This window comes from Desmonostoc vinosum (genome assembly GCF_059505385.1).
This window is the reverse complement of record NZ_JCACKM010000298.1, coordinates 50,490-75,932: the sequence shown is the minus strand read 5'-3', so window position 1 is coordinate 75,932 and position 25,443 is coordinate 50,490. Positions and strand designations below refer to the sequence as shown.

Annotated in this window: 18 protein-coding genes; 16 read left to right on the top strand and 2 right to left on the bottom strand. The window is 41.0% G+C overall.

All coding sequences use genetic code 11. From position 1 onward, the window contains the following. Positions 1–979 precede the first annotated feature (979 nt). Positions 980–1,321, top strand: a complete 342-nt coding sequence (locus AC5JMF_RS31165; protein ID WP_495799572.1) for a thioredoxin family protein — start codon at positions 980–982, stop codon at positions 1,319–1,321. A 157-nt stretch (positions 1,322–1,478) separates the two neighbouring features. On the opposite strand, the gene AC5JMF_RS31160 is transcribed toward AC5JMF_RS31165, so the two are convergent. Next, on the bottom strand, positions 1,479–1,712 hold the full coding sequence (locus AC5JMF_RS31160; RefSeq protein ID WP_495799571.1) for a hypothetical protein: 234 nt from the start codon (positions 1,710–1,712) through the stop codon (positions 1,479–1,481). Positions 1,713–1,917: 205 nt separating this feature from the next. Next, positions 1,918–3,762, bottom strand: a complete 1,845-nt coding sequence (locus AC5JMF_RS31155; RefSeq protein WP_495799570.1) for a S8 family peptidase — start codon at positions 3,760–3,762, stop codon at positions 1,918–1,920. A 119-nt stretch (positions 3,763–3,881) separates the two neighbouring features. Between AC5JMF_RS31155 and AC5JMF_RS31150 the strand changes: the two genes are divergently transcribed. From AC5JMF_RS31150 to AC5JMF_RS31080, 15 genes are all read left to right on the top strand, one after another. Then, positions 3,882–4,307: a hypothetical protein gene (locus AC5JMF_RS31150; protein WP_495799569.1), complete on the top strand. Its 426-nt coding sequence runs from the start codon at positions 3,882–3,884 to the stop codon at positions 4,305–4,307. Positions 4,308–4,557: 250 nt separating this feature from the next. Then, positions 4,558–4,989: a lactoylglutathione lyase gene (gloA, locus tag AC5JMF_RS31145; protein WP_495799568.1), complete on the top strand. Its 432-nt coding sequence runs from the start codon at positions 4,558–4,560 to the stop codon at positions 4,987–4,989. Positions 4,990–5,012: 23 nt separating this feature from the next. Then, a complete protein-coding gene (locus AC5JMF_RS31140) occupies positions 5,013–6,590 on the top strand; it encodes an iron uptake porin (protein ID WP_495799581.1) in 1,578 nt (525 codons plus the stop codon). 154 nt (positions 6,591–6,744) lie between these two features. Next, positions 6,745–9,414 (top strand): ATP-dependent chaperone ClpB, encoded by a 2,670-nt coding sequence (gene clpB / locus AC5JMF_RS31135; RefSeq protein WP_495799567.1) that lies wholly within the window; start codon positions 6,745–6,747, stop codon positions 9,412–9,414. A gap of 327 nt (positions 9,415–9,741) precedes the next feature. Continuing rightward, a complete protein-coding gene (locus tag AC5JMF_RS31130; RefSeq protein ID WP_495799566.1) occupies positions 9,742–10,386 on the top strand; it encodes a methyltransferase domain-containing protein in 645 nt (214 codons plus the stop codon). Between the two features lie 544 nt (positions 10,387–10,930). Beyond that, on the top strand, positions 10,931–12,910 hold the full coding sequence (gene htpG, locus AC5JMF_RS31125; RefSeq protein WP_495799565.1) for a molecular chaperone HtpG: 1,980 nt from the start codon (positions 10,931–10,933) through the stop codon (positions 12,908–12,910). A 382-nt stretch (positions 12,911–13,292) separates the two neighbouring features. Beyond that, complete coding sequence (rpmB, locus tag AC5JMF_RS31120) at positions 13,293–13,529, top strand: 50S ribosomal protein L28 (RefSeq protein ID WP_495799564.1); 237 nt, start codon at positions 13,293–13,295, stop codon at positions 13,527–13,529. A 630-nt stretch (positions 13,530–14,159) separates the two neighbouring features. Continuing rightward, positions 14,160–18,989 carry a hormogonium polysaccharide biosynthesis protein HpsA gene (hpsA, locus tag AC5JMF_RS31115; RefSeq protein WP_495799563.1) on the top strand — a complete coding sequence of 1,610 codons (4,830 nt, stop codon included), beginning with the start codon at positions 14,160–14,162 and terminating at the stop codon, positions 18,987–18,989. 112 nt (positions 18,990–19,101) lie between these two features. Then, positions 19,102–19,740 (top strand): hormogonium polysaccharide secretion pseudopilin HpsB, encoded by a 639-nt coding sequence (gene hpsB, locus AC5JMF_RS31110; protein ID WP_495799562.1) that lies wholly within the window; start codon positions 19,102–19,104, stop codon positions 19,738–19,740. Between the two features lie 70 nt (positions 19,741–19,810). Continuing rightward, positions 19,811–20,803, top strand: coding sequence for a hormogonium polysaccharide secretion pseudopilin HpsC (hpsC, locus tag AC5JMF_RS31105; RefSeq protein WP_495799561.1), 993 nt, complete (start codon positions 19,811–19,813; stop codon positions 20,801–20,803). A gap of 39 nt (positions 20,804–20,842) precedes the next feature. After that, positions 20,843–21,541 (top strand): pilus assembly FimT family protein, encoded by a 699-nt coding sequence (locus tag AC5JMF_RS31100; protein ID WP_495799560.1) that lies wholly within the window; start codon positions 20,843–20,845, stop codon positions 21,539–21,541. 221 nt (positions 21,542–21,762) lie between these two features. Beyond that, positions 21,763–22,731: a hormogonium polysaccharide biosynthesis glycosyltransferase HpsE gene (gene hpsE / locus AC5JMF_RS31095; RefSeq protein WP_495799559.1), complete on the top strand. Its 969-nt coding sequence runs from the start codon at positions 21,763–21,765 to the stop codon at positions 22,729–22,731. A gap of 15 nt (positions 22,732–22,746) precedes the next feature. After that, on the top strand, positions 22,747–23,736 hold the full coding sequence (gene hpsE / locus AC5JMF_RS31090; protein WP_495799558.1) for a hormogonium polysaccharide biosynthesis glycosyltransferase HpsE: 990 nt from the start codon (positions 22,747–22,749) through the stop codon (positions 23,734–23,736). Then, positions 23,729–24,742 carry a glycosyltransferase gene (locus AC5JMF_RS31085; RefSeq protein WP_495799557.1) on the top strand — a complete coding sequence of 338 codons (1,014 nt, stop codon included), beginning with the start codon at positions 23,729–23,731 and terminating at the stop codon, positions 24,740–24,742. Before hpsE (AC5JMF_RS31090) ends, AC5JMF_RS31085 begins: the two co-directional genes overlap by 8 nt. A 143-nt stretch (positions 24,743–24,885) precedes the next feature. Then, complete coding sequence (locus AC5JMF_RS31080; protein ID WP_495799556.1) at positions 24,886–25,443, top strand: pilus assembly FimT family protein; 558 nt, start codon at positions 24,886–24,888, stop codon at positions 25,441–25,443.

The window sequence follows — 25,443 nt, the reverse complement described above, 5'->3', positions numbered from 1 at the left end:
TACACCCTGACAACTGACTTCCCTGAATAGCAAGCACCCTTTGTTCTTTTTAAACGACATCACTCTTTAGGAGATTGTTACCTTTTTATCCGGAATATACTGCCTCTTCCTAGAAGAGATGATTAGTAGATACACTCTAATAACTCACTCCCCTAGCTGGTTGGCACCGTCTAGGGGTTTTTTCTATTTAGAGTCACCATGAATTTACATAGTGATAAATTTATCCAGAACACCTTAGTGTTCGTAGAAGAAGTTACTGGTACACAGATCCTGATAAACCACTCCCTTGGTTAGCAATCCTGCTCGGATTGGTTTCTGTTCAGTGCGTAGTTTGAGCCTGAAACAGATTCTTGGTAGATGCACCTTGATAACTAGCTCTCTTAGTAGGCTAGCACCGACTGAGGAATTTTTCTATTCTAAGGAAAAAACAACTTCAATTTCTACAAATTGATCCGGATAATTGTCTTAAACCCCAGAACATTTAATTGGTAGATGCACCCTGATAACTCACTCCCCTGGTTGGCTAACGCTTACCGGGGGTTTTTTTGACAGTGACGATTGTTTCTGACGACAGGCAAGCCACTACTTTTATTGCCACTGTTGATAGATTTTTGGTGTGCTTCTGATGTTAGCAAAGAGCAAAACCTGCACACTCATCCCCTGAATCGCTTTCTCCTTATTGTGAGCTAAAGACCCACTCTAAAATGATCGCTGTGATATTTAATCATATTCTTAATTATTTTTCTATATTTTGATTGGAATTGGGGACTGGGTAATTATTTTTTTCCCTCATCTTTCGATTGGTGAGCGATCGCATAGCATGTTCGACAGGATAAGTCAAACCACATCTCCTCAAGCTGACTCATCTTGAGGTGTAATGTAAGATATTTGATTGTGATTGTTAGTATGCCAGCAATATGTTAATATCTTTTAGCCTATTCCTAAGATACATTGCTTATAACCAGAGAGTAGCTAGCCCATGAGTTTAGCTGTGATTAAGTTTTCCTCAGAAGAGTGTGGTATTTGCCACAAAATGTCCTTCTATGACCAAAAGGTGTCAGAAGAACTGGGTTTGCAATTTATCGATGTCAAAATGCAAGATACTGCTGCTTATCGTAAGTATCGCAAGATTTTATTAACTCAATATCCTGATAAATCAGAAATGGGATGGCCTACTTACATTATCTGTGATTCTCCTGAAGGAGAATTTCAGATTGTGGGTGAGGTAAAAGGTGGTCATCCCAAGGGAGAGTTTAGAAGTCGTTTACAAGTCGTGATGCGTAAAGAAAGCGTCATTCATGGGGGGGATATAAGTGAATAACCGAATTTATTCGGTGGTATGATTGAACTAATGGACAGGGCCTTGTCCATTGGGTTAGATGATATAAGACGGGCTGCGCCTGCAATCATTGTTTGACCCCAGAATCCGCCGTTTTTTAAACGGGGGAGTATGTCAAAAGAAGTTCTCAATTCCACAGCTAGTCAGAACTAATTACTTCAAAAGATTTTACTTCTAGGACAGGGCCAATCATGGCAGTGGTCATGATGTCTTCACGCACCTGCCCTTTAATTTTTGCTTTTTGTCCAGCTTTGAGTAAGTTTTTGTCAGCCCCTTTAAGGATTTCGTAGGTGACACCATCGTCTGTAACTAACGCCCATGCACCCATACCTAGATCACGGCGTTCAATTTTACCTGTAACTGTAATACTCATAAAAGTCTTAATTAGGGAGTGGTGAGTGGGGAGTAGGGAGTGGGGGAAGATTTGGTTCGACTCTGCGGTAGTTGAGCGTAGCCGAAACTCACCAACCGGGAGATGAGGGAGTAAAAAAGCTGGGGAGCTAGGGAGGCTAAGGAAATTGGGGGAGAAAGATAATTTCCTATTCTCCATTCCCCATTCCCCATTCCCCATTCCCCTTTTAGGCAGTTTGCCCGTTGTTTTTCAGGGCTAAACGAGCAAGTCCATAGCAAAGTAGGGCATTGACAATCAGGAAAATACGTGCAACATTTCCGCTGCCTAATCCCCAAACTGCTGGGTCGTAAAACGCACTGACTGTTAAGCACGCTGCAATACCAAGGGTAGAACCAATTGCAAACCACTTCCAACTAGGATGTCCTAGCAGTAACGCCATTAACACGACAGGAATTAGGACGCTAGCAAACAGAGGATTAAAAGCATTTGTCCCCTGTATGGTGTTGCCTAGTTCGGGAATTGAACTGCCCAAAATCCGGAAAGGCCATTGGGGTAGGTCAAAGATATAGATTCCTTTAAGGAAGAATAATCCAGAACTGCCAGCAATTAAGCCGCTAGATAATGGCCAGCTCCAAGAGAAGGGGAAATAAACCCGTAAAAACCAAGCTAGTAAATAAGAACCAACTACCATCAAAATCTTGGGTAATAGTGCTATGGCACCACCATCAATCCAAAAGCCGGGGTTGAGGTAGCCGCTATCTCGTAGCCAGCGGAAGAAATCGGGGAAACTGATTTGCCCTTCGGTGGCGAGTTTAACTGCTGCTTGGGCATTGAGTTGTCCAGCACCGTAGTAGTTCAAACCATCATCTTGAATAACTCGTGCCGATTGCTGGAGGACTTTAAAGATGTCTTCTGGGTCTTTAACGCCAGTAGCTCTAATTAATGCTGCCACACCTGCAACGTGTGGGGAAGCCATGCTAGTACCCTGTAAGCCCAGAAAAATACCTTCACCGTTTTCGTCTATGGTTTCTTGGAGAATTTGACCGGCTTCACTGCCGCCAGGGGCGGAGATATCTACTCCTGCACCAAAGTTAGAATAGGGGGCTTTTTCGCTATCAGGGCCGTATGCTGAAACCCCAATGACGTGAGGATAACGGGCTGGATAGCTGACTCCGCTGGTGTTTTCATTGCCAGCGGCGGCAATAATGACTACGCCTTTTCTATGGGCATACTCGATCGCTTGCTTCATCAGTTGGCTTTCACCACCACCACCCAAGCTCATATTAATCACATCTGCGCCTTTATCGGCAGCAAATTTAATAGCTTCGGCAATATCAGCAACTGTACCACCGCCATAGGCACTGAGTACTTTTAATGGCATGAGGTTGGCTTCGTAGGCAATGCCAGCTACGCCATATTTGTTATTGGTGGCTTGAGCAATAGTACCTGCTACATGAGTACCGTGTCCGTGGTCGTCTTTGGCTTCTTCTCGGTCGTTGACGAAATCGTAGCCTTTGACGAATTTGGTCTCATATAAGTCGCGCACACGGGTAATGCCAGTGTCAATGACAGCAACTGTGATGCCACTACCTTTGGTTTGACTCCACGCGCCCTCTATGCCAATTTGGTGCAAATTCCACTGTTTGCTGTAATATTGGTCGTTAGGGCCAGTTAATGAAGTATTGACTTCATCGTCTTGAGGTCTTAAAAATTCTCCTAGCCAAGCAGTTTCACCGGGTTTAGGAATTTTATAAATGTAATTTGGCTCGATGAATTCTGTAGCTTTGGCAAATTCAGATTTTTTCAACTCTTGCAATCGTTGCCGATCGCCTTTCACAATATACACATTGTCTTTTGCTGAGAACTTATTGTCTAATTGGGGTGTAACGTTATATTTTTGAGCGATCGCTTTTAAATCTTGTTGCACGACTTCAATCGGAATATCTTCCCGAAAATCAAGCAAAATCGTCTCAAATTCTCCTTTAGCTGCTATTCCCTGATAATTCAGAAAACCAAACACAGCAGCAACTAACCCCATGACAAACAAGCACAATAATATAAGTTTTCTCATATTAACTCTTCACCGCTTTTTGTCAGTTTGTTCACTACGATAACTTATCTCAGTTGTTTATTGGTGTATTTTGCACATTAGTTACAATATTCACTCAGGACTTAGGACTTTTTTGAACAATGGAACGCGGTCTTTTGTGGTTGCCCCTCTTAGCAATGTTTTTTTGGTTAGCTTGGCAAGGCTCGCAGGAATATCAAAAAGTTGAAACCTATCGAGCTTGGGCGGAGCAATTTGAACGGGCTAAGTACGACATTTATGCTGTACTGGGTCAAAAAGGTAACAATATAACTTGGGGTAAACCCACGCCAAAAGGCCCAATTAAATTAGAAACGTTTTCTTTATTAGATACTCAAGAAGTCTATCTATTAGTAGATGACAAATTAATAGATCTAGAGAATTTACCACAAAAAGGACGTTCTATAGAATTAGAATTTCTCTTTTTTGAACCTGCTAACTCAGTACGCGTTCCGTTTACAGAAATTCCTTTAGCAGCAGAATGGGGTAAATATTTGCAGGGGGCATTACAGGAATTGCGATCGCGATAAAGTGGGGAATGGGGAATCAAGAGGACACGGGGACACGGGGACGCGGTGAGACAGCGAGTAAAGGAGGGTTTCCCTCCGCAGGCGACTGCGTTAGCGAGCTTGCGAGCGTCACCCGAAGGGTGACGCAAAGAAACTTTCATGTACATTCCCGCGTTTCCCTCTCTTGGCGTCTTCTCCCTCATCCCTCTTATTCTCCAGGCTTTGTAAAATATTGATAGAGAGCATTACCTAACAAAAACAAAAGGTGACTATGCGATTACTACACACAATGCTGCGGGTAGGCAACCTTGAAGAGTCTTTGAAGTTCTACTGCGAAGTCCTGGGCATGAAACTACTGCGGCGAAAAGATTATCCAGGAGGAGAATTTACCCTCGCTTTTGTTGGCTACGGTGAAGAAAGCGACAATACAGTACTGGAATTAACCTATAACTGGGGAGTAGAAAAGTACGAATTGGGTAGTGCTTACGGTCATATCGCCCTTGGCGTTGATGATATTTATACTACCTGTGAGGAAATTAGAAATCATGGCGGTAAAGTTGTGCGGGAACCAGGCCCCATGAAACATGGTTCGACGGTAATCGCTTTTGTGGAAGATCCGGACGGATACAAAGTTGAACTGATTCAATTAGGTACTCAAGGATCTGCTACAAAACAGCAATCACAACAACTTGTGAGTCAGTAATTCTCCAAAAAGAATATTAGGTGATCGAGTTGAGCATCAAGCAATGCCGCCAGCAAAAAATCTGTTGGCAGAAGTTTTTAGTAGGAGGTCTAGCAAGTTGCGGTATTTTCAGCCAAATATGCTTACCGTCACAGGCTGATGAAGGAACTGGGGACTGGGGGAGGAGTTTTTCAAGTACCCAATTCCTGACCCCCGATCCCCAATACCCAATACTTAGTACCCAAGTAACCCAGCAAACTTCGGTATCAGAACTATCTGATGTCAAGCCAACAGACTGGGCTTATCGAGCGTTACGATCACTTATGGAACGCTATGGAGTCCTATCTGGCTACGGCAACGGTAAATTTCAAGGTAATCGCCCCGTCACCCGTAACGAATTTGTCGCAGGTTTAGCAGCAACTTTAGATAAAGTAGATAGCTTGAGTATCGATGCTATTGGCGATCAAGAAGACATCATGATTTTACGGCGGTTACAAAGAGAACATGGTTTAGCTTTAGAACAATTGCGACAGCAACTAAACACAATTAGCGATCGCACTACTCAACTCCAAGCTGATCAATTTTCTCCTACTACCAAACTCCAAGGTCAAATCATTGTTGCTTTAAATGATGGTAGTAACGTTAACAATACTCTAATTAACCGTGAACGTTTAACTCTAACCACCAGTTTCCATCCACAAGATTTACTGATCACTCAGTTAGAATCTGGTAACAACGGCGGTGATGCCATAACTTTGGCTAATCAAGAAAACCCTCTCAACAAGAGTGGTTTGGTTGGTGAGCATGGCGGACTTAACTATACTGCCATTGAGCCAGGGTTAAATCTCAGAAAGTTATATTACTCTTTTCACCCCTTCCCTGATGTAGCTATTACCGTTGGGGCGAAAATGTCACCACGGGATTTTATTGACCGTAACCAGTATGCTAACAATGAGGCAATTGATTTTAGTTCTAGCGTTTTGATCAATAATCCCCTGATTGTACAAAACCAAATTGATCGTCATGGTGGTGCAGGATTAGCGATCGCTTGGCAACCTCAGTCTAGTAAATTTATTTTGCGATCGCTTTACATTGGTGCCAATGCTAATCAACCAAACTCAACTATAGATGGTGGTTTATTTGGCGATCGTCGTCAAGCAAGTGTAGAACTAGAATACTCACCAAACAAGCACTTCGTCTTCAGGCTGCAATACACCAATGCTTTAATTAACAATACAAAAATTAATGCTTTTGGTATCAACGCCGAATATGCCCTCAACCGCAATGCAGGGATTTTTACTCGCTTAGGAATTGGTGACTATCAAGGATTTAACACCGCGATCAGCCAAAATTTAGATTTACATCCTTTGAGTTGGGCAATTGGTTTGAGTTGGCGGAATTTAGTCTTGCCTCGTAGCATTGCGGGAATTGCGATCGCCCAGCCTTTCGTTACAGATAGTTTTGGTAATGCTACTCAGACGAACTTCGAGACATTCTACAATGTTACCCTGAGCGACAATTTTAGTATTACTCCCATAGTATCTGTGGTCAGTAACGCTAATAACGATAGTTCCAATGACACCATCTGGCAAAGTACCCTCAGAACCGTGTTTTCGTTTTAGATTAGGGAGTAGGGGAAAGAGGGGATGTGGTTCGACTTCGCTCACCAACAGGGAGATGAAGAGGACGCGGAGAATAACAAATGACAATTCCCGATTCCCCTTCGGGTTCGCCAGTCCCAAAAAATATAAAACTAAAAATCGTAAAATTGTAAAGATGCAGCCTACAGATCCTAATAAATTTACTGATAAAGCCTGGGAAGCGATTGTTAAATCCCAAGATATAGTTCGTGCTTATCAACAACAGCAATTAGATGTTGAACATTTAATTATTGCCCTGTTAGAAGAACCCACTAGTTTAGCAATACGTATCCTTGCCAGATCTGAAGTTGATCCAATCCGTTTACAACAGCAACTAGAAGCCTATACTCAACGTCAACCCAAAGTTGGTAAAAGCGATCAACTCTATCTCGGTCGTAGTTTAGATGTTTTATTAGACCGAGCCGAGGATATTAGAACTGGGATGAAAGATGCTTACATCTCCATAGAACACATGCTCCTAGCCTTTGCTGAGGATGAACGCATCGGTAGGCGGATGCTCAAAGCCTTTAGTGCGGATACCGCTAAGCTAGAAGCGGCGATCAAAACTGTACGTGGTAGCCAAAAAGTGACAGATCAAAGTCCAGAATCACGTTACGAAGCTTTACAAAAGTTTGGTAGAGACTTGACAGAACAAGCAAAATCTGGAAAGCTCGACCCAGTAATCGGGCGGGATGACGAAATTCGGCGCGTAATCCAGGTATTGTCTCGACGTAGCAAAAATAACCCAGTGCTGATTGGTGAACCTGGAGTAGGAAAAACAGCGATCGCAGAAGCACTGGCACAGCGAATGGTGAATGGTGATGTACCGGAATCTTTGAAAAACCGTCAGCTAATCTCTTTAGATATTGGTAGTTTGATTGCTGGAGCCAAACTGCGGGGAGAATTTGAAGAACGCTTGAAAGCAGTTCTGAAGGAAGTTATGGAATCTAACGGTCAAATTGTCCTGTTCATTGATGAACTGCACACTGTTGTTGGTACTGGTTCTAGCCAACAAGGGGCAATGGATGCAGGGAATTTACTCAAGCCAATGCTCGCACGGGGAGAATTGCGTTGCATCGGGGCAACAACCTTGGATGAATACCGTAAACACATTGAAAAAGACGCAGCACTAGAACGCCGTTTTCAGCAGGTATTTGTAGATCAGCCCAGCGTAGAAAATACTATTTCCATTCTCAGGGGTTTAAAAGAACGCTACGAAGTTCATCACAATGTTAAGATTTCTGACTCAGCGCTAGTGGCGGCGGCAACTTTGTCAGCACGTTATATATCAGACCGTTTTTTGCCCGATAAAGCTATTGACTTAGTAGATGAGGCAGCCGCACAACTGAAAATGGAGATTACCTCCAAGCCTGCCGAATTGGAAACTATCGACCGTCGCTTAATGCAGCTAGAAATGGAAAAACTGTCATTGGCGGGAGAAGATAAAAGTATTGCTCCAACTAGAGAGCGTTTAGAACGCATTGAGCGAGAAATCGCCACTCTCACAGAAAAGCAGCACAAATTTAATGAGCAGTGGCAAGGAGAAAAGCAGCTATTAGAAGCAATTAGCGCTTTAAAGAAAGAAGAAGATGCTCTCAAAGTACAAATTGAGCAAGCCGAACGCGCTTATGACTTGAATAAAGCTGCTCAACTCAAGTACGGTAAATTAGAGGGAGTACAACGCGATCGCGAAGTTAAAGAAGCGAAACTCCTAGAAATTCAAAGTCAAGGCTCCACCTTACTGCGAGAACAAGTCACAGAAGCTGATATTGCCGAAATTGTCGCCAAATGGACAGGAATCCCCGTTAATCGTCTGTTGGAATCGGAACGACAAAAGTTACTGCAATTAGAACATCATTTACATGAACGAGTTATTGGGCAGCAGGAAGCCGTCGCCGCAGTAGCAGCGGCAATCCGTCGCGCCCGTGCAGGAATGAAAGACCCCTCGCGTCCCATTGGTTCATTTTTGTTCATGGGCCCCACAGGTGTAGGCAAAACCGAACTTGCCCGTGCTTTGGCACAATTTCTCTTCGATTCTGACGATGCCCTAGTGCGCCTAGATATGTCTGAGTATATGGAGAAACACTCAGTTTCTCGTCTTGTAGGAGCGCCACCGGGGTATATTGGCTACGAAGAAGGGGGTCAACTTTCTGAAGCAATTCGCCGCCATCCTTACTCAGTAGTACTACTGGATGAGATAGAAAAAGCTCATCCTGATGTGTTTAATATTTTATTACAAGTATTAGATGATGGCAGAATTACTGATTCTCAGGGTAGGTTAGTGGACTTTCGCAACACCGTAATTGTCATGACTAGTAACATTGGTAGCGAACACATTTTAGATGTGTCTGGCGATGATTCTAAGTATGAAACAATGCGGAACCGAGTGACAGATGCCTTGCGATCGCACTTCCGCCCCGAATTTCTCAACCGTGTCGATGACATCATTCTTTTCCATACCCTCAGTCGCTCAGAAATGCGGCATATCATCCGCATTCAACTTAAGCGGGTAGAAAATCTCCTCCGCGAGCAAAAAATCTCCTTTGAGATCTCTTCACCTGCTTGTGATTACCTTGTAGAAGCTGGCTATGACCCAGTTTACGGCGCTCGTCCCCTCAAGCGTGCAATCCAGCGAGAAGTCGAAAACCCCATCGCCACTAAATTACTGGAAAACACTTTTATCTCTGGAGATACGATTTTTATCGATAAGAGTGAAAATGGTTTAACTTTCAGCAAAGAACTACCCGTTAAAGTATCAGTTTCACAAACTCCAGTTAAACTAATTGAATCGTCATCTGAACCGTGAAAATACACAAATTTGGTATATATTTAGGCACAACTAATATATGGATATTTATCTTTTTTCTAACTAGATTTCCACGTAGTAACTCAGTACAACAAGGGCATGAAAACATCTTTTTACCAATCCCCAGTCACCAATCCGCATTTTTAAGACAGAGTAGCTCAACCGCAAATTTAGTGTCAAAATTGATATCAAGCGGAACAGTAATAGGTGATTATAATCACAATCTCTCATGTGCCGACTTCAAGTACTCATAAAGTCCGCATTTGCAACTGAAATTGTTGATTTGTCAAATTGCCTAATTTACTCAACTTCATAAGGACAATTTTTATGCAACAACTCATCACTTCCTTAGAACTTCAAAATTCACGATACCTATCAAAAAAAAGACTGATCAGTTACCATCATCAGTTACGTTTAATATTTTCACTCGGTAGTCAAGTCAAAAACATTTTGGAAATTGGGATTTTTAATTCTTTTTTTGCGGATATACTGAAGCGATATAAATACAACGTTTCTACCGCAGATATTGACCCTAACCTCAATCCAGATATCATTTTGGATTTGACAAAAGATATTTCACACCTAAAAGGTAAATTTGATGCGATCGTGCTGTTTCAGGTATTAGAACATTTTCCTTATGAGCAGTCAGAACAAGCTCTCAAACAACTTGCAGAAGTAACAAATAGATTTTTAGTGATTTCAATTCCTTATAATACTTTGTATTTAGGACTTGAGGTTGGAGTTTCCATAGCTGATAGAACAAGACATTTATTATTCAGCATACCAAAATTCTGGGATACAAAACCTATATGTGATCAACACTACTGGGAAATGGGAATAAAAGGATATCCTAAAAAGCGGATTTTAAACTCCGTTGCTAAAGCTGGGTTAACAGTTAAGGAAGAATTTAGAGATGTCGGTCATCCATATCACTACTTTTTGGTGTTAGAAAAAAATACCAGCAATACTTAAACGTTTTTCCTATTTGCTTTTCTCTGTGGGAGTTAGAGACCCCTACTTCTACAAATAGCTTTTTTTGGCGTTGCATAATTGCGGGATGATTTATCGGGGGCAAGGCAGTGCGTTGCGGAGCGAGTGTGGTCTTGGGGGAAACCCCCATGAACAACTCGCGTTGGGGTTCAAAGCGTTGTAGCGACTGCCGCGCACAGAGAATAAAGAGTTTGAGATTTCAACCCATCATATTTCATCCCATGATTCAGCAACGCCCTTTTTTGAAGTGGGGTATAAATCCCCACCTAAAACAACACTCTGTTGCCAGTTAACTGTTCCCTGTTCCCTGTTCCCTATTTATCAGATTGCAGCAGCCTTTAACATGCAAGCTGCGGGATTAGCTGCTGTCTATGACAAACTACATAAGTAATGTCTATAATATTTTCTGCCAGTGGTAGGGGAATCCGAATAAAATTTAAGAGGCATTCCTTACCTGTAATAACTGAGAATCGCGGAAAATTAATTCTCAGAATTATTTCTGCAACTAAGTAATAGACGGATAACCATGCTAGAACAAGGTACTATCAGTATTCATACTGAGAATATTTTCCCAATTATCAAGAAGTCGCTTTACTCAGATCACCAAATCTTCTTGCGGGAACTGGTATCCAACGCTGTAGACGCCATTCAAAAACTGAAGATGGTATCCCGCGCCGGAGATTATGCTGGTGATATAGGCGAACCAGAAATTGAAATTGTCATAGATAAAGACAAAAAAACCCTGTCTATCTCCGATAACGGTATCGGGATGACAGCCGAAGAAGTCAAGAAATACATCAATCAGGTTGCCTTCTCCAGTGCCGAAGAATTTATTCACAAGTATCAAGGCAAATCAGATCAACCGATTATTGGTCACTTTGGTCTTGGCTTTTACTCATCCTTCATGGTGGCACAAAAGGTAGAAATTGACACTCTCTCATACCAAGAAGGAGAATCAGCAGTCCACTGGACTTGTGATGGTTCCCCAGAGTTTACCCTAGAAGATTCACCCCGCACAATTCGCGGTACTACTATCACCCTCACCCTGCAAGGAGAAGAGGAAGAATTTTTAGAGTCAGCACGGATTAAAAATCTTGTCAAGACCTATTGCGACTTCATGCCAGTACCAATCAAAATGGATGGTGAAGTATTAAATAGGCAAAAAGCACCGTGGCGGGAGTCTCCTAGTGGCTTGAGTCAAGAAGATTATTTAGAGTTTTACCGTTACTTGTATCCTTTTCAGGAAGAACCGCTGCTGTGGGTGCATCTCAATACAGATTATCCCTTCATCATCAACGGCATTCTGTATTTTCCTAAGATGAAGCCAGATGTAGATGTTACCAAAGGGCAAATCAAACTATTTTGCAACCAAGTCTTTGTTAGCGACAACTGCGAAGAAATTATCCCACAATTTTTGATGCCAATGCGCGGTGTGATTGATAGCACCGATATTCCCTTGAACGTATCTCGCAGCGCATTGCAAGGCGATCGCACCGTGCGGAAAATAGGCGATTATATTGCTAAAAAGGTAGGCGATCGCCTTAAAGAACTCTACCGCGACAACCGTGAACAATACATCAGTGCTTGGAAAGACCTTGGTACCTTTGTAAAATTTGGTGTTCTCAACGACGAGAAATTTAAAAAGCAAATCGAAGACATCATCATCTTTCGCACCACAGCAGAAAAAGTGGGGAATAGCGAAACCGCTGCGGTTCAGGTTCAAACTAGCGAAGATGACGCTTGGCAAGATGTCACACCTTCCCCCGACTCTCAACCAACTTCCACCTCCCCATACACCACCCTCAAAGAATACCTAGAACGTAACAAAGAACGCCACGAAAACCGCGTTTTCTACAGCACCGATGAAGCAACCCAAGCCACATACATAGAACTACATAAAAATCAAGGCTTGGAAGTCCTGTTTATGGACTCCTTCATCGATACCCACTTTATTAACTTCCTAGAGAGGGAATATCAAGACGTTAAATTTACGCGGGTAGACTCAGACCTTGATAATACCCTGCTCGATAAAGATAAAGCCGGGGAAATAGTTGACCCCAAAACCAACAAAACCCGCAGCGAGACAATTAAAGAGTTATTCGAGAAATCCCTCAACAAACCTAGACTTAATATCCGCACCGAAGCATTGAAATCCGATGATCCTCAAGGTACACCACCTGCGATCGTCCTGCTACCAGAGATACTGCGCCGCCTGCGGGAAATGAACGCCATGATGCAACAGCAGTCAGCAGATTTCCCCGAAGACCACATTTTGCTAGTGAATACCGCCCACCCATTGATTCAAAATCTCACACATCTCAATCAAGGTAGTATCATTCAAGATGATGGTCAATCATCAACAAACCCGTTAGTAAACCTGATTTGCCAACACGTTTATGATTTGGCGCTGATGTCGCAGAAAGGGTTTGACGCTGAAGGAATGAAATCTTTTGTCGAACGTTCCAACGAAGTACTCACCAAACTGACAGAACAAGCCAGTAGGTAGAAACAGTAACCCATTCTTAAAAAAGCGACGCGGGGATGGGGAGACGCGGGGACGCGGGGACGGGGAGACACGGAGAAAATTTCTCCCTCATCTCCCCCACCTCCCCCACCTCCCCTTTCAAGGGTAGGTTTTTCATATTCAGTCTGAAAAAGCCTATTTTTCCGTTCCGAAATCTTTCTCCGCGTCCCCGTGTCCCCGCGTCTCCGCGTCAACCAAAATGCGAAATCTAAAAAACCTACCCATAAGAGCCTCCCTCATCTCCCATACTTCGACTGCTTCGACTACGCTCAGCACAAGTCCGCTCAGTACAAGTTCCCAATTCCCATTCCCCAAGCTCTAAAATAGAAAGGTTGTATTAAAGTCAAAACAGGAGATAGTTGAAATGTCTCGCCGCTGTGAACTCACTGGTAAAAAGGCAAATAACGCCTTTGCAATTTCTCACTCCCACCGCCGTACAAAGCGCCTTCAGCAAGTCAACCTGCAAAGCAAGCGCGTTTGGTGGCCAAGTGGTAATCGCTGGGTAAGACTCAAGCTGTCTACCAAAGCAATCAAAACCCTGGAAATCAGAGGGTTAGAAGCAATGGCAAAAGAAGCTGGTATCAACCTAAACCATTACTAGAAACAACAAGCATTGCACAGACGCGCCATGGCGCGTCTTTAACCGAAAGATTTGCATTGCGATCGCAAATTCAATTGCTATAAATCCTATATATTTTTCCCTTTTACCTCCCCATCACAGGGAGGTTTTTAATTACTTAATAAGCTAATCTGCCTTTAACTTGCATAATCCTTTGCCTCAGAAAGACGCGGGGACGCGGGGAAGGGGAGACGCGGGGATGCAATTTGAATGATTATTAGCTTACTACTTTGCATTCAATTGACATGTTTTCTTTAACAGATGGGTATTATAAGCCTACTCCGCTAACAATATCTTCATAAAATTGTTTTCAAAAAAAAATCTAGATCCGCAAATTTACTGTAACTTCATGGTATTAACATCCCTCAATTTTAATAATTTAACAATTTGATATAAATCAGTATTTTCCTAATGCAACTGAACAATTGATCAATGATATAACCTTAAAAACCGCATTTTGCCGTGACCAAAATTATTAATTATTTAGTGTAAAAAATGCATTAAACACAAAAATCCTCTTATCTTTTTGACTGCGAAATTACTTTGCAGGCATGATTAACAACATCAAAAAATCTCATATACCAATACAAAATACTTGACAGGGAAGCAACTATGACTCGAAAACGTCAACTAGTCAAGGCGATTCAAAAGTTATTCACACAAATTTTTCAGCAGTCTATCTCTGCAATTAAAAAGCAGATTCTTTGGCTACTGCGAACCTTATTTAATACTAAAAAAAGACGCAGCCTAGCAAATGCTGGTTTTGTGTTGCCTACAGTGGCAATGGTGGCATTAGTAGTAGTTTTGTTGACAACTGCAATTTTATTTCGGTCTTTTGAACGAGCAAAAAATGCTAGTAATGTTCGAGTGAATGAGGCTACTCTGCAAGCTGCTGTCCCTGCCTTAGAAAGAGCTAAAGCAAAAATCACTGAACTGTTTGCTGACCCCACTTTGCCACGTGCTGTCCCATCAAACGCAACATTCTACAATACTTTAACTTCTAAACTTCCAGCCTATACATTGGGTGATGAAACTCCCATAACCCTGACTTATGACATTGACAAAGATAATACAGTTGAAGAAAGTACATCTTTAGAAAATCAAGAAAATCTGAAAACAGCTTGGAAATTTCCTGCCGATACAGACAATAATGGCAAATTTGATAGCTTTATTCTCTACTCCATCTACTTACGCACTCCCCCCCAAACTGGGATTACCCAAACCAGAAAGAGAATACCACTAGATGCCAGAACCCCTCCTATGCTACCAGCCAAAGCAGGCGGAGCTTGTGATTCGGCAGGTGAGACTAGTGCCAGCTTAGTAGGCGCTTCTGGTTGGTATAAGCTACCAACTGGCGAATTGAAAAAAAGCTTCTTCGTATATACCGCAACAGTTCCCATTAGTAGTTTAGGTGGTCTTGATACAACCAAATATGAAGAGTATCGAGGTAATAAGGGCTTCTCTGCTTTAGAAATGCAACAAGACCGCAGTCAAGTTCCTATTACCAATAATGCTGTTGTTTATGAGGATGACTTAGATATTACACCCGGCCCTAGATTCCGTTTGAATGGACGTATTTTCACTAACAGTAATTTATTCACTGCTAAAACTAATCAGGATATAACCTTATTTCAGGTTAGTAGTAGATATTCTTGTTATTACGAACGAGAAAATGGCAAAATAGTTGTTGGCGGGAATATTGGAACTAGTAACCCAATCAGCACAAGTGATGTAGGTGGAACTCAGGTACATTTATTTAAAGAAAATGATACACCTAACACAACTTTATCTTTTGCATCTACTAATAAATCCACCTCAAATAAATCGAATGAAATTGCCTATAATAGTCAAGCTTATGCTCAACGCATAGACTTATTAGTGAAGGCACAATTAGTTAATGCCAGTACTACTGATCCTGACGAAATCCAAACTAATATAACTAAGCGAATTGCAAACGATCCCAGCTTAAGCGCGAGTAAAGTACGTCAAGAAGAATTGGAAAGTTGGTTCCGTAAACGTACTCGGCGTGTACCATTTAGAGAAGTAAATTATGGTACTTCTGGTATTCAAAAATCTGCTGGTGTGGACTACACCACAGCAGATGCAGCTACCTTTATGAAAGGTTCTGGTAATACACTACGTCCAATGGATAGCTGGATCTATCCAACGGATACTAATACAACACTGACGTTAGAAACAGGACAGCTACCTACTAGAGATCCAGACATTGTAGATAATACTCCCGTCATAGAAACAGACTTAGGCGATCGCATCGTAGTAGGTAACAATCTGCCTGAACTCAAATGGGACGGCACAAAATTTGTCGGAGAGGATGTTCCCGAAACCATCACTGGTGTGAAATGGACAGGTAGCACTACCAAAGATCGTACTCGTACCACTCGCGTTAGACAGTTATCAGATTTGGGGGTGACTGGACGTGACGGATTCTGGGAAATTTCGGCTGCTTCACCCCGCGCTGATGTTCTTAGTGTAGTTGGGGGACTGCGAGTAATTACAGGTGCAGGAACATATAGAAGGACGGGTTCAGGACTACCTGCTACTGCTTCATCATTAGTAGTTTGGCCTGACACTATGCCTATGCTTGTACCCGATGCTGACGATCCTCTGGATGCCAGTAAACAAAAGCGTGGTGATTTGGTGATGCGTGCCACAGCAGTTTATCACTACAACCATGATTCTTATGCTCCTCAAGCAGCTACAGCAGATAATTATCAAACACCCGTAGCCTGCGTCAGTAGCTACTACAACCCTACTAATCAAACGACAGCAACTACAAACACCTACGATCCCCTTGATCCCGCAACAGCAGCAGCTTCCAACAATGGGATCGTTTATGAAATTTCCGAAACAACATCTGATGAAGTAACTAGAGGGCAGACGTTAACCAGTGGACTATTTACAACTACTGCGACGAATGCTGATGATGTAACAAACACTGCTGTAGATTTGCTTGATCGCCTAAAATATCAAGCCAACTTGAAATTTCCCAACGGTCGTTTTGTAAATCCGCTACTGCGGCAAGCACTAGAAAAAGCAACAGATAAAGACCTCACTCTATCTGAACAATCAGCAATTGATTCCACAATCTGTGCAATAGAAATTGCTGATGGGACTCTTGATCCGAGTGAAACTTACATTCCTAATGGTGCAATCAAGGAAACTACATTTCTTGATGCTAGACAAATTAAGGCTATAGATAAAGGTGCTGGATTAACTGGAAACTACAATCTAGAAGTTGAACAGCGCCAACCATTAGAAATTCGTGCCACTGTCATAAACTTAGGTGATTCAAGTCTGGGTGGGCTACGCAAAACTTCAATCACTGGTATTTGGTCTAACGAATATCTGTTGCCTAATAGTGGCATCATCTATGCCTCTCGTGAGGATGCTCAAAAAGATGCTAGTGACTTAACCAGTGAAAATATAAGCGCCAGTGACTATAGGCTCGATCCGGAGCGGCGACCCAACGCCATTATGTTGATTAATGGCAGTGACTTGAGTCGCCAGAACGATTACAGGGCAGAAGAAAAAGGCTTAATTTTTGTAACTGATCTGCCAGCTTATGTCAAAGGCAATTTTAATCTGCACACCAAGCAAGAATTTAAAGGTACGGGTCTTTTACCTCTTCCAAGTGATTCTACTTACGATAGTAAATTTTACACTCGTGCTGAGGCAGATCGCGATCCTAACTTTGCCTGTCGTCCTAGTGACCCTAGACTACCCAATTGCACAACTGGCGAAAGCTGGCGACCAGCATCAGTGATTGCCGATGCTGTCACTTTGTTATCTGATAACTTCCGCTATGGTTTCCGCAATGAGGGTGATTACGATCTGCGAAATAACCAAGGCAGTGACCCTAACCTAGTACTCAAACGATTGAAGCAGGGTTTCTGGAATAACAACTTCGTCACTTCATCTAATTTCTTCACTGCATCTAATGATGATTCCTACTATAGAGGTACTCCCACTGCTACTGATTCGGCAATTTATAACAGTTCTTACTTAAATAACTTCGTCACGCCCATTCAGCGTCGAGGAACTTTCCCAGAGTATGTCATGGAGATGTGCTTCAAGATACCAGTTTCGGAATGTGGAGCAACTGATTGGTATATTGGTTTAGATAATGATAATGACCAAACCAATGATAAAGATCCAACCAATGGTTTGAAGCTAGCAGATATCAAAAAAAAATCTAGTGATAGTGACGTAATAAATGCTGCAAAAACCAAACTATTAGCTGGTACTACCGCCCAACCGCCAAGGGCTGGTTTTGAACGATTTGCCCGCCGGGTTGCGTTCAAACGAAGTAGTTCTGGAAAACTGGTTAATAGTTCTAATGCTGAGTTTACCGCTTTTAATCAAACTACTCCCGTTGTATTAGGTATAAAAACAGTATCTGGAAATAAAGTGGTAGACTCTTTTACTGGTAGCACCATACCTGAGACAGCGGATAATGCGCTATGGTTTGCAACCACAACAAGTACTTCTACTACTTCGCCAGCATTCAACACCAGTGAGATAAAATACGATAACACTCGTCGTCTATTCTTCAGGTATCCCCAAGTACCAGGTGCTTCCGTTTCTTCGCAGAGGGATTTTCCTGGAAGCACGATGACATTTACAAGGGATGAGTATTTCCAACCGTTATTAGAACCTGTTTTACAATTACAAGTAACGAGCGCAGCACCTCAAGATCAAGATTACGCGAGTTTAGCAGGATCATCATTATCCAGTCTTGTAAAAAATACCAGGTGGTTGTCTAAGGCAAGTGAAACAACTTTTAATCTAGTAATTGCGGCTGGTGATACTCCTGCCCGCGTGGGTACAACAACGCCGACTACTTACGAAATCAATGGAGGTTTGCATAACTTTGCACGCTTCTTAGAAAACTGGGATGGAGTAAATGCCAATATCAGCGGTTCATTCATCCAATTTAAACGTAGCATCTACGCCACTGCACCATTCCAAGCTCTTGTCAGATCAGGGCCAGCAACTGCTCCTGCAACCTCTTCTGACCCTAATGCTCTTTCCGCTACTGCCAATAATAGTATCTTTATTAGAGCTCTAAATTCTGCAAGACCTGGTTATACATCAGATAGTACTTTTGTAGGTACTAGTGGTGCTGGGGAAGCGCCTTATTATATGCCCCCTAACCGTAACTGGGGTTTTGATGTAGCCTTATTGTCCCAAAATCCAGACTTGTTTGCTCAGCGCTTTGTCATTCCAGCATCAGATCCTCCTAATGAATACTACAGAGAAGTAGGTCGGGATGACCTTTGGGTGAAAACTCTCTTATGTGCTGTGCAAACTCAAACTACAGATGGGTTTGATACCGCAGATAGTACTTACTTTGGCAGTAGTTTAAAATTTGCACTACCGACAACTGAACGTCCTAGTAACTGCAAGCTCCAACCATCCTGAAGTGTCTGAATAGATAAATAGACCAAGTTAACAGATTTAACCTCCACTCCTTTCCTAGTAAGCAATGGGTGTAGTCAACTCGTACTACACCCAATCACAAGAGGAACTAACTATGAACTCATACCAACAGCAAAAATCATCTGTCCAGTCCAGCCAGTCTGGTTTTACTATTGTTGAGTCATTGGTGGCGATACTAGTAGCTGCTATTTTACTAACTGCGATCGCACCTGTGTTGGTCATATCAACAGCAACTCGTGTGCAAGCCAGACGAGTAGAACTAGCAACTGAAGCAGCTAAAGCCTTCATTGATGCTATTAAGGCTAAAACAGTTTCAGATCCGGCAATCACCGTCACACTAGCTGCTAGTACAACTAGAACTGTATCTAGCTCAACTAGTGACTATTTACTCAGTAGTGGGTCAGTTCCTACCGCTAGCACTGGTCTGTATTGCTTTAACAAAAATGGTAGCCTTGCTAACCCCGACTGTACTAGCGATCTGTTTTACATTCAGGCTATGCGCCTTGCTGTTACAGGTACTGACCCTGATAAAGGTCAAGGTTATCGTTTGGGAATTCGGGTATATCGTTCAGATGCTTTCATTGGTGCTGGCTCTTTGACTAGTGGAAAAAAAGCAGCAACATTCACCGGGGGACTAGGCGATCGCAAGACGCCAGTAGTGGAAATGACTACTGAAATTGTCAGAGGTCAACCCTCCTATAGGGCTTTGTGCGATCGCCTTGGTGGTTGTTAACCATAATTATCCCAGCAAACGTAAATGATTTTATGACTCAGTACCCGTCACTCAGGAGAACTCTACCAAAATGAAGATATTGAGGTGGCTGTTAATTGCTCAGCTAAGACCCTCTCACAAGCAAAATAAAAATAGTGGGTTTACCCTCATTGAACTACTTGTAGCTATGGTATTAGCATTCCTTGTAATCACCCCATTATTAGGCTTTATGATTGGCGTTTTAAATACTGACCGCCAAGAACAAGCCAAAGCAAACTCTGAGCAAGAAATTAAAGCGGCGCTTGATTATATCGCTCGTGATCTTCAACAAGCTCTGTATATATACGATGACACAGGGATTGCAGCTATCAACTCTCAAATTCCTGCGGTAACAAATGGGGTTCCAGTTTTAGTATTTTGGAAACGAGAATTTACCAAAGAAGCTGTTGAGATTAAAAATAGTGCTGATGTAGTTCAATTTAAAGACGATTCTTTTGTGTACTCTTTAGTAGCTTATTATCTAATTAAAGATAATAGTTCTACGTGGTCTCAAGCTGCCCGCATCGCTAGATGGCAAATTAGAGATGGCGTGACAAATAGCACTGGTAGTAATTGTACTGGATTTCCTACAACCGAAAAATATAGTCTATGTCCAGATAAAGGTTTTAAATCATTAAACTTGTCACAAAAAGGTACAACATTAGAAGAAAAAATGAATAGTTGGACAAATAGTTTGACAACAGGGGAAACTTACAATCAAAATCCCTTAGTTTTAGTTGATTTTGTAGATCAAACAACAACAGCGCAGGAAACCCCAACAACAACAGCAACAATAACTTGCCCTAACACCAACTTTAAACAAGTTCCGGCAGCAGCAACTCTTACCAGGAGAAGCTTTTATGCTTGTGTAGATTCAGTTAGTGCAGATGATAGAAGTGCTGCTGAAGTTTATTTAAGGGGGAACGCGCAAGCTCGCCTAATACAAAATGATGACACTAAGATACGTTACGCTCAGAACAAATCTAGTTATTTCCCAAGCGGAAGCATCAAAGTGCAAGGACGTAGCTTCATCTTTAGTAAATAGCTTATATCTTTAGTAAAGCTTAATATTAAGTAAGATAATATGCCGAATGTTCCTAATTCAAAACTATTAGTTTATTTCCAGTTACACAGCCATAAAATAAAATTCAAGCAGCAATATTTAGTCAATAAACACAATACCAATGGTTACAATCAACAACATGCTGGATTTACTTTAATAGAAGTTATAGCAGTAGTTCTCATGATTGGAATTTTAGCAGCGATCGCCGCCCCTAGTTGGTTTACTTTTTTGAACAGACAGCGAATCAATAAGGCTAACGATGTTGTTTTAGGTGCGCTACAAGAAGCACAGCAAGAAGCTAAAAAGAAAAAACTTAGTTATAGTGCCAGTTTTACAACCGATAGTAGTACTAAAGTTCCACGAATTGCTATACATCCAAAGGATTCTACACCTAATAATTTCTGGCGTGATTTAGGTGGAGATTTAGGAATTAAACCAGGACAAATATTACTTGGTACTAATCTTACTAACATAAACACTACTGGTGCTTCTAACACATACGCTTCCAGTTTTGATAGCAGCGCACCACAAACAATCACTTTTGATTACATGGGTATCTTAGCAACTAAGACTAATGGTAATGCTCCTGATACGGGTTTAAAAGTTTTAGTAGCTATACCTCAAGCGGGAACTACCGTTGCTACTAATGTTAAGCGATGTGTGATTGTCAGTACTCTTCTGGGATCAATGCGAACAGCAAGAGACGCTGATTGTAACTAAATAAGTTATGTTAATGATAGATTTATGTCAATAATTACGTAAAAATACGGTACATTAAACTGCACCTGAAAGAGCAAAATTGTAACATTAGGTGCAGTTTTCTGCTTTTATATATTTGTTGTTTGTTATTAAACAATTAGCTACACATTACACTGTGTTAAATTTGTAGCAATTACTGAACATCCTCAAAAAGTGCCTTCACACAATATATCTTTTGACAGATGACTGAAAGCCTTGATTTTACTGTAGCTATACCAACTTATAACGGTGCGGGTCGTTTACCTGAACTATTAGAACGATTGCAAAATCAGATTAATACAGAAAATTTCTCCTGGGAAATTATAGTTGTAGATAACAACAGTACTGATAATACTGCTCAAGTTGTCCAAGCTTATCAACAAAATTGGCAATGTCCTTATCCTTTAAGGTATTGCTTTGAAGAACAACAAGGAGCAGCTTACGCTCGTAAAAAGGCTGTTGGAGTTGCTTCAGGTAAATTAATAGGTTTTCTAGATGATGATAACTATCCAGTATCCAATTGGGTAGCCGCAGCTTATGCTTTTGGTCAAAAGTATCCTCATGCAGGAGCTTATGGTAGCCAAATTCATCCTGAATGGGAAGTAGAACCGCCGGAAAATTTTCAGCGACTCGCCCCATTTTTAGCAATCACAGAAAGAGGCAATTTACCGCTACTATATGAAGCTAAAAAAAGGTTATTACCTCCTTCTGCCGGACTTGTTGTTAGACAAGAAGCTTGGTTAGCAAGTGTACCAAAACAGCCTATTTTAACTGGTAGAGCTAATGGTAATATGCTCACAAGCGAAGACTTAGAAATGCTTTCTTACATCCAAAAAGCAGGATGGGAAGTTTGGTATAACCCAGAGATGGAAATTTATCACCGAATACCAAAATCTCGTTTACAAAGAGAATATTTGATACCCTTTTTTAGAGGTATTGGACTTAGCCGTTATGTTACTAGAATGGTAAATGTTAAACCTTTTTATAAACCAGTTGCCTTTTTAGCTTACATCGTTAATGACTTACGTAAAATTACTTTTCATTTACTTAGATATAGGAATAAACTAAAAAGCGACTTAGTTGCTGCTTGTGAAATGCAATTATTCTTAAGTAGCTTAATTAGTCCTTTTTATTTGTGGAAAAATGGCTATTTAGAAACTAATAATAAGTAATTAACATATAAACTTATGAATCAACAAAATATAGATGTTACCTTAGCTATTCCCACGTATAATGGGGCGACTCGTTTACCTACAATTTTAGATAAAATTTTGGCTCAGACGGGAGTTGAGCATCTAAAGTGGGAAATCGTCATTGTAGATAACAACAGTTCTGATAATACAAAAGAGGTGGTTGAGAGTTATCAAAAAAATTGCGATCGCAATTTTTCAATCAGATACTTTTTAGAAACCGAACAGGGAGTTGCTTTCGCAAGACTACGTGCAGTACGCGAAGCCAGAGGCCAGCTAATTGCATTTTTAGATGATGATAATTTACCTGCTCCTGATTGGTTAGCAGAAGCATATAAATTTGGCGAGGAACATCCTCAAGCAGGGAGTTGGGGTGGTCAAATTCATGGTGATTTTGAAGTAAAACCGCCAGAAGAATTTAAAAGAATTCAAGCTTTTTTAGCAATTAGAGAACATGGGCCAGAACCATATATATTTGATGCAGATAATTTAAGACTTCCCGCTGGTGCAGCCCTAGTAGTTCGTAAACAAGCATGGTGTGATCATGTCCCACAAAGACCTGCGTTGATTGGTAGATTACCTGGTATTTCGGTACAAGGTGGTGATGACTATGAAGCATTACTTCACATACACAATGCTGGTTGGCAAATTTGGTATAATCCCACCATGCATACTTACCATCAAATCCCCCATTGGAGATTAGAGAAAGATTATTTATTAACCTTAGCTCGTGGCTATGGCTTGTGTACTTGCCAGTTACGCTTTATTCAATCTAAAAATTGGCAAAAACCAATCATATTTGTTAAAACTATCTTAGGTAATTTACGCCGCATATTGGAACATACCATTAAATATCGAAATAATTTAGATAATGATCTTATAGCGCTTTTTGAAATAGAATTTTATTGGGGTAGCATGATTAGCCCTTTCTATTACTTAAAGTCTTATTTGAGTAAGGTGAGAACAACTAATATAAATCATGATTAAATTAGACAGGACTGTGCCAACAATTTCTGTAATTATCCCAGCTTATAATAGTGAAAAAACTATTAAAGCCACCATTGAATCTGTTCTTCAGCAAACCTTTACTAATTTTGAGTTAATTATTATCAATGATGGTTCGCAAGACTTGACATTAGATATCATCTCACAATTTGAAGACACAAGAATAAAAGTGTTTTCCTTCGATAATGCAGGTGGCAATGTTAGCCGTAATCGAGGATTAAAATATGCAATTGGAGAGTTTGTCAGTTTTTTAGATGCAGATGATATCTGGACAAATGATAAGCTTGCCAGCCAACTAAAAAGTCTACGAGAAAATCCACATGCAGCTGTTGCATATAGCTGGACTGATTATATTAATGAAAATGGTCATTTCGTATTTTCAGGTAGACGGACTAATGCATGTGGAGATGTTTATGAAAATTTATTGATATCTAATTTTTTAGAGAATGGTTCCAACCCTTTAATTCGTAGAGAAGCTTTAATAGATTTAGGTGGCTTTGATGAATCTCTACTTGCTGCTCAGGATTGGGATATGTGGTTGCGATTAGCCTGCAAGTTCGAGTTTGTATGCGTACAATCTGTACAAATTCTATATAGAATAAGTGCTAATTCAGTTTCTTCTAATCTTCTTAGACAGGAAACAGCCTGCTTACAGTTGCTGGCAAGAGCGTATCAAGAAAGACCATCAGCGCTTAAACAAAACTGGAATACAAGTCTTGCTAATTTATATAAATATTTAACTTGTAAAGCATTGCAGAAACCAGTTAATCGACAAAAAGGTTTAACTGCTGCTAAATTTTTATGGAATTATGTTTTTTATGATTCTACTAGGCTAGAGCGTACAACTTTTACTTTAAAATTGTTACTTAAAATTATTGTAATTCTTACCCTCCCTACTCTGCTTTACAGTATCAATAATCAACATGAAAAAAGAAGTCAACATACTGAAACATCGCTGAAAATCTGGGTAGCTGAAAACAGAACATAAGTTAAAAATTCATAATTAAAGGCATTTATCCTACGGTAAGCAAGCTACAGACGGTAATTGAAATCCAGACTGAAAATGATTTTACATATAAACATAAAAATTTTAAGTTCTTAGATTTCTGATAAAAATGGACATTATATAAAGTGTATTTACTATGTTTATTTAATGTAAAAAAGATTTTTCATAATCGCTCTAATCGTGGTTTCACGCTGGTAGAGACTTTGGTTGTTGTTGTAGCTATTGGTATACTAATTGGTCTAGGGCTACCTAATTGGCTAGCTTTTGTGGAAACGCGCCGCCTTAATACTGCTCAAAGTGAAATTTACCATGCTATGCGTCAAGCCCAAAGCCAAGCTAAGAAAGAAAAATTGACTTGGCAAGCTAGCTTTCGTGAACATAATGGAATTGTTCAATGGGCTGTTCACCCTGCTACAGTCAACCCATCTGCTGCTCATTGGAATAAGCTAGACACTAATGTGCGCTTAGATGAGGAAACAACCTTGCGAGAGTCAGATGGCATTAGGCAAATTCAATTTGATTACAGAGGTAGTGTCAAGCAACCACCGTTAGGACGGGTAACACTATCTAGTAAATATACTGGTAAGGCTAAGCGTTGCGTTTATATTTCCACAATTCTAGGGGCAATCAGAATGGAGAAGGAGCATAATAGAGCTAACAGCAGTGGAGATTATTGCTATTAA

Excerpts from the sequence above, each read along its gene's own strand:
- AC5JMF_RS31130 (WP_495799566.1), top strand. The coding sequence starts at position 9,742 with ATGCAACAACTCATCACTTCCTTAGAACTTCAAAATTCACGATACCTA.
- AC5JMF_RS31160 (WP_495799571.1), bottom strand. The coding sequence starts at position 1,712 with ATGAGTATTACAGTTACAGGTAAAATTGAACGCCGTGATCTAGGTATG.
- hpsC (WP_495799561.1), top strand. The coding sequence starts at position 19,811 with ATGAAGATATTGAGGTGGCTGTTAATTGCTCAGCTAAGACCCTCTCAC.
- htpG (WP_495799565.1), top strand. The coding sequence starts at position 10,931 with ATGCTAGAACAAGGTACTATCAGTATTCATACTGAGAATATTTTCCCA.
- hpsE (WP_495799558.1), top strand. The coding sequence starts at position 22,747 with ATGAATCAACAAAATATAGATGTTACCTTAGCTATTCCCACGTATAAT.
- AC5JMF_RS31100 (WP_495799560.1), top strand. The coding sequence starts at position 20,843 with ATGCCGAATGTTCCTAATTCAAAACTATTAGTTTATTTCCAGTTACAC.
- hpsA (WP_495799563.1), top strand. The coding sequence starts at position 14,160 with ATGACTCGAAAACGTCAACTAGTCAAGGCGATTCAAAAGTTATTCACA.
- AC5JMF_RS31150 (WP_495799569.1), top strand. The coding sequence starts at position 3,882 with ATGGAACGCGGTCTTTTGTGGTTGCCCCTCTTAGCAATGTTTTTTTGG.
- hpsE (WP_495799559.1), top strand. The coding sequence starts at position 21,763 with ATGACTGAAAGCCTTGATTTTACTGTAGCTATACCAACTTATAACGGT.
- AC5JMF_RS31165 (WP_495799572.1), top strand. The coding sequence starts at position 980 with ATGAGTTTAGCTGTGATTAAGTTTTCCTCAGAAGAGTGTGGTATTTGC.
- AC5JMF_RS31085 (WP_495799557.1), top strand. The coding sequence starts at position 23,729 with ATGATTAAATTAGACAGGACTGTGCCAACAATTTCTGTAATTATCCCA.
- rpmB (WP_495799564.1), top strand. The coding sequence starts at position 13,293 with ATGTCTCGCCGCTGTGAACTCACTGGTAAAAAGGCAAATAACGCCTTT.
- AC5JMF_RS31155 (WP_495799570.1), bottom strand. The coding sequence starts at position 3,762 with ATGAGAAAACTTATATTATTGTGCTTGTTTGTCATGGGGTTAGTTGCT.
- hpsB (WP_495799562.1), top strand. The coding sequence starts at position 19,102 with ATGAACTCATACCAACAGCAAAAATCATCTGTCCAGTCCAGCCAGTCT.
- gloA (WP_495799568.1), top strand. The coding sequence starts at position 4,558 with ATGCGATTACTACACACAATGCTGCGGGTAGGCAACCTTGAAGAGTCT.
- clpB (WP_495799567.1), top strand. The coding sequence starts at position 6,745 with ATGCAGCCTACAGATCCTAATAAATTTACTGATAAAGCCTGGGAAGCG.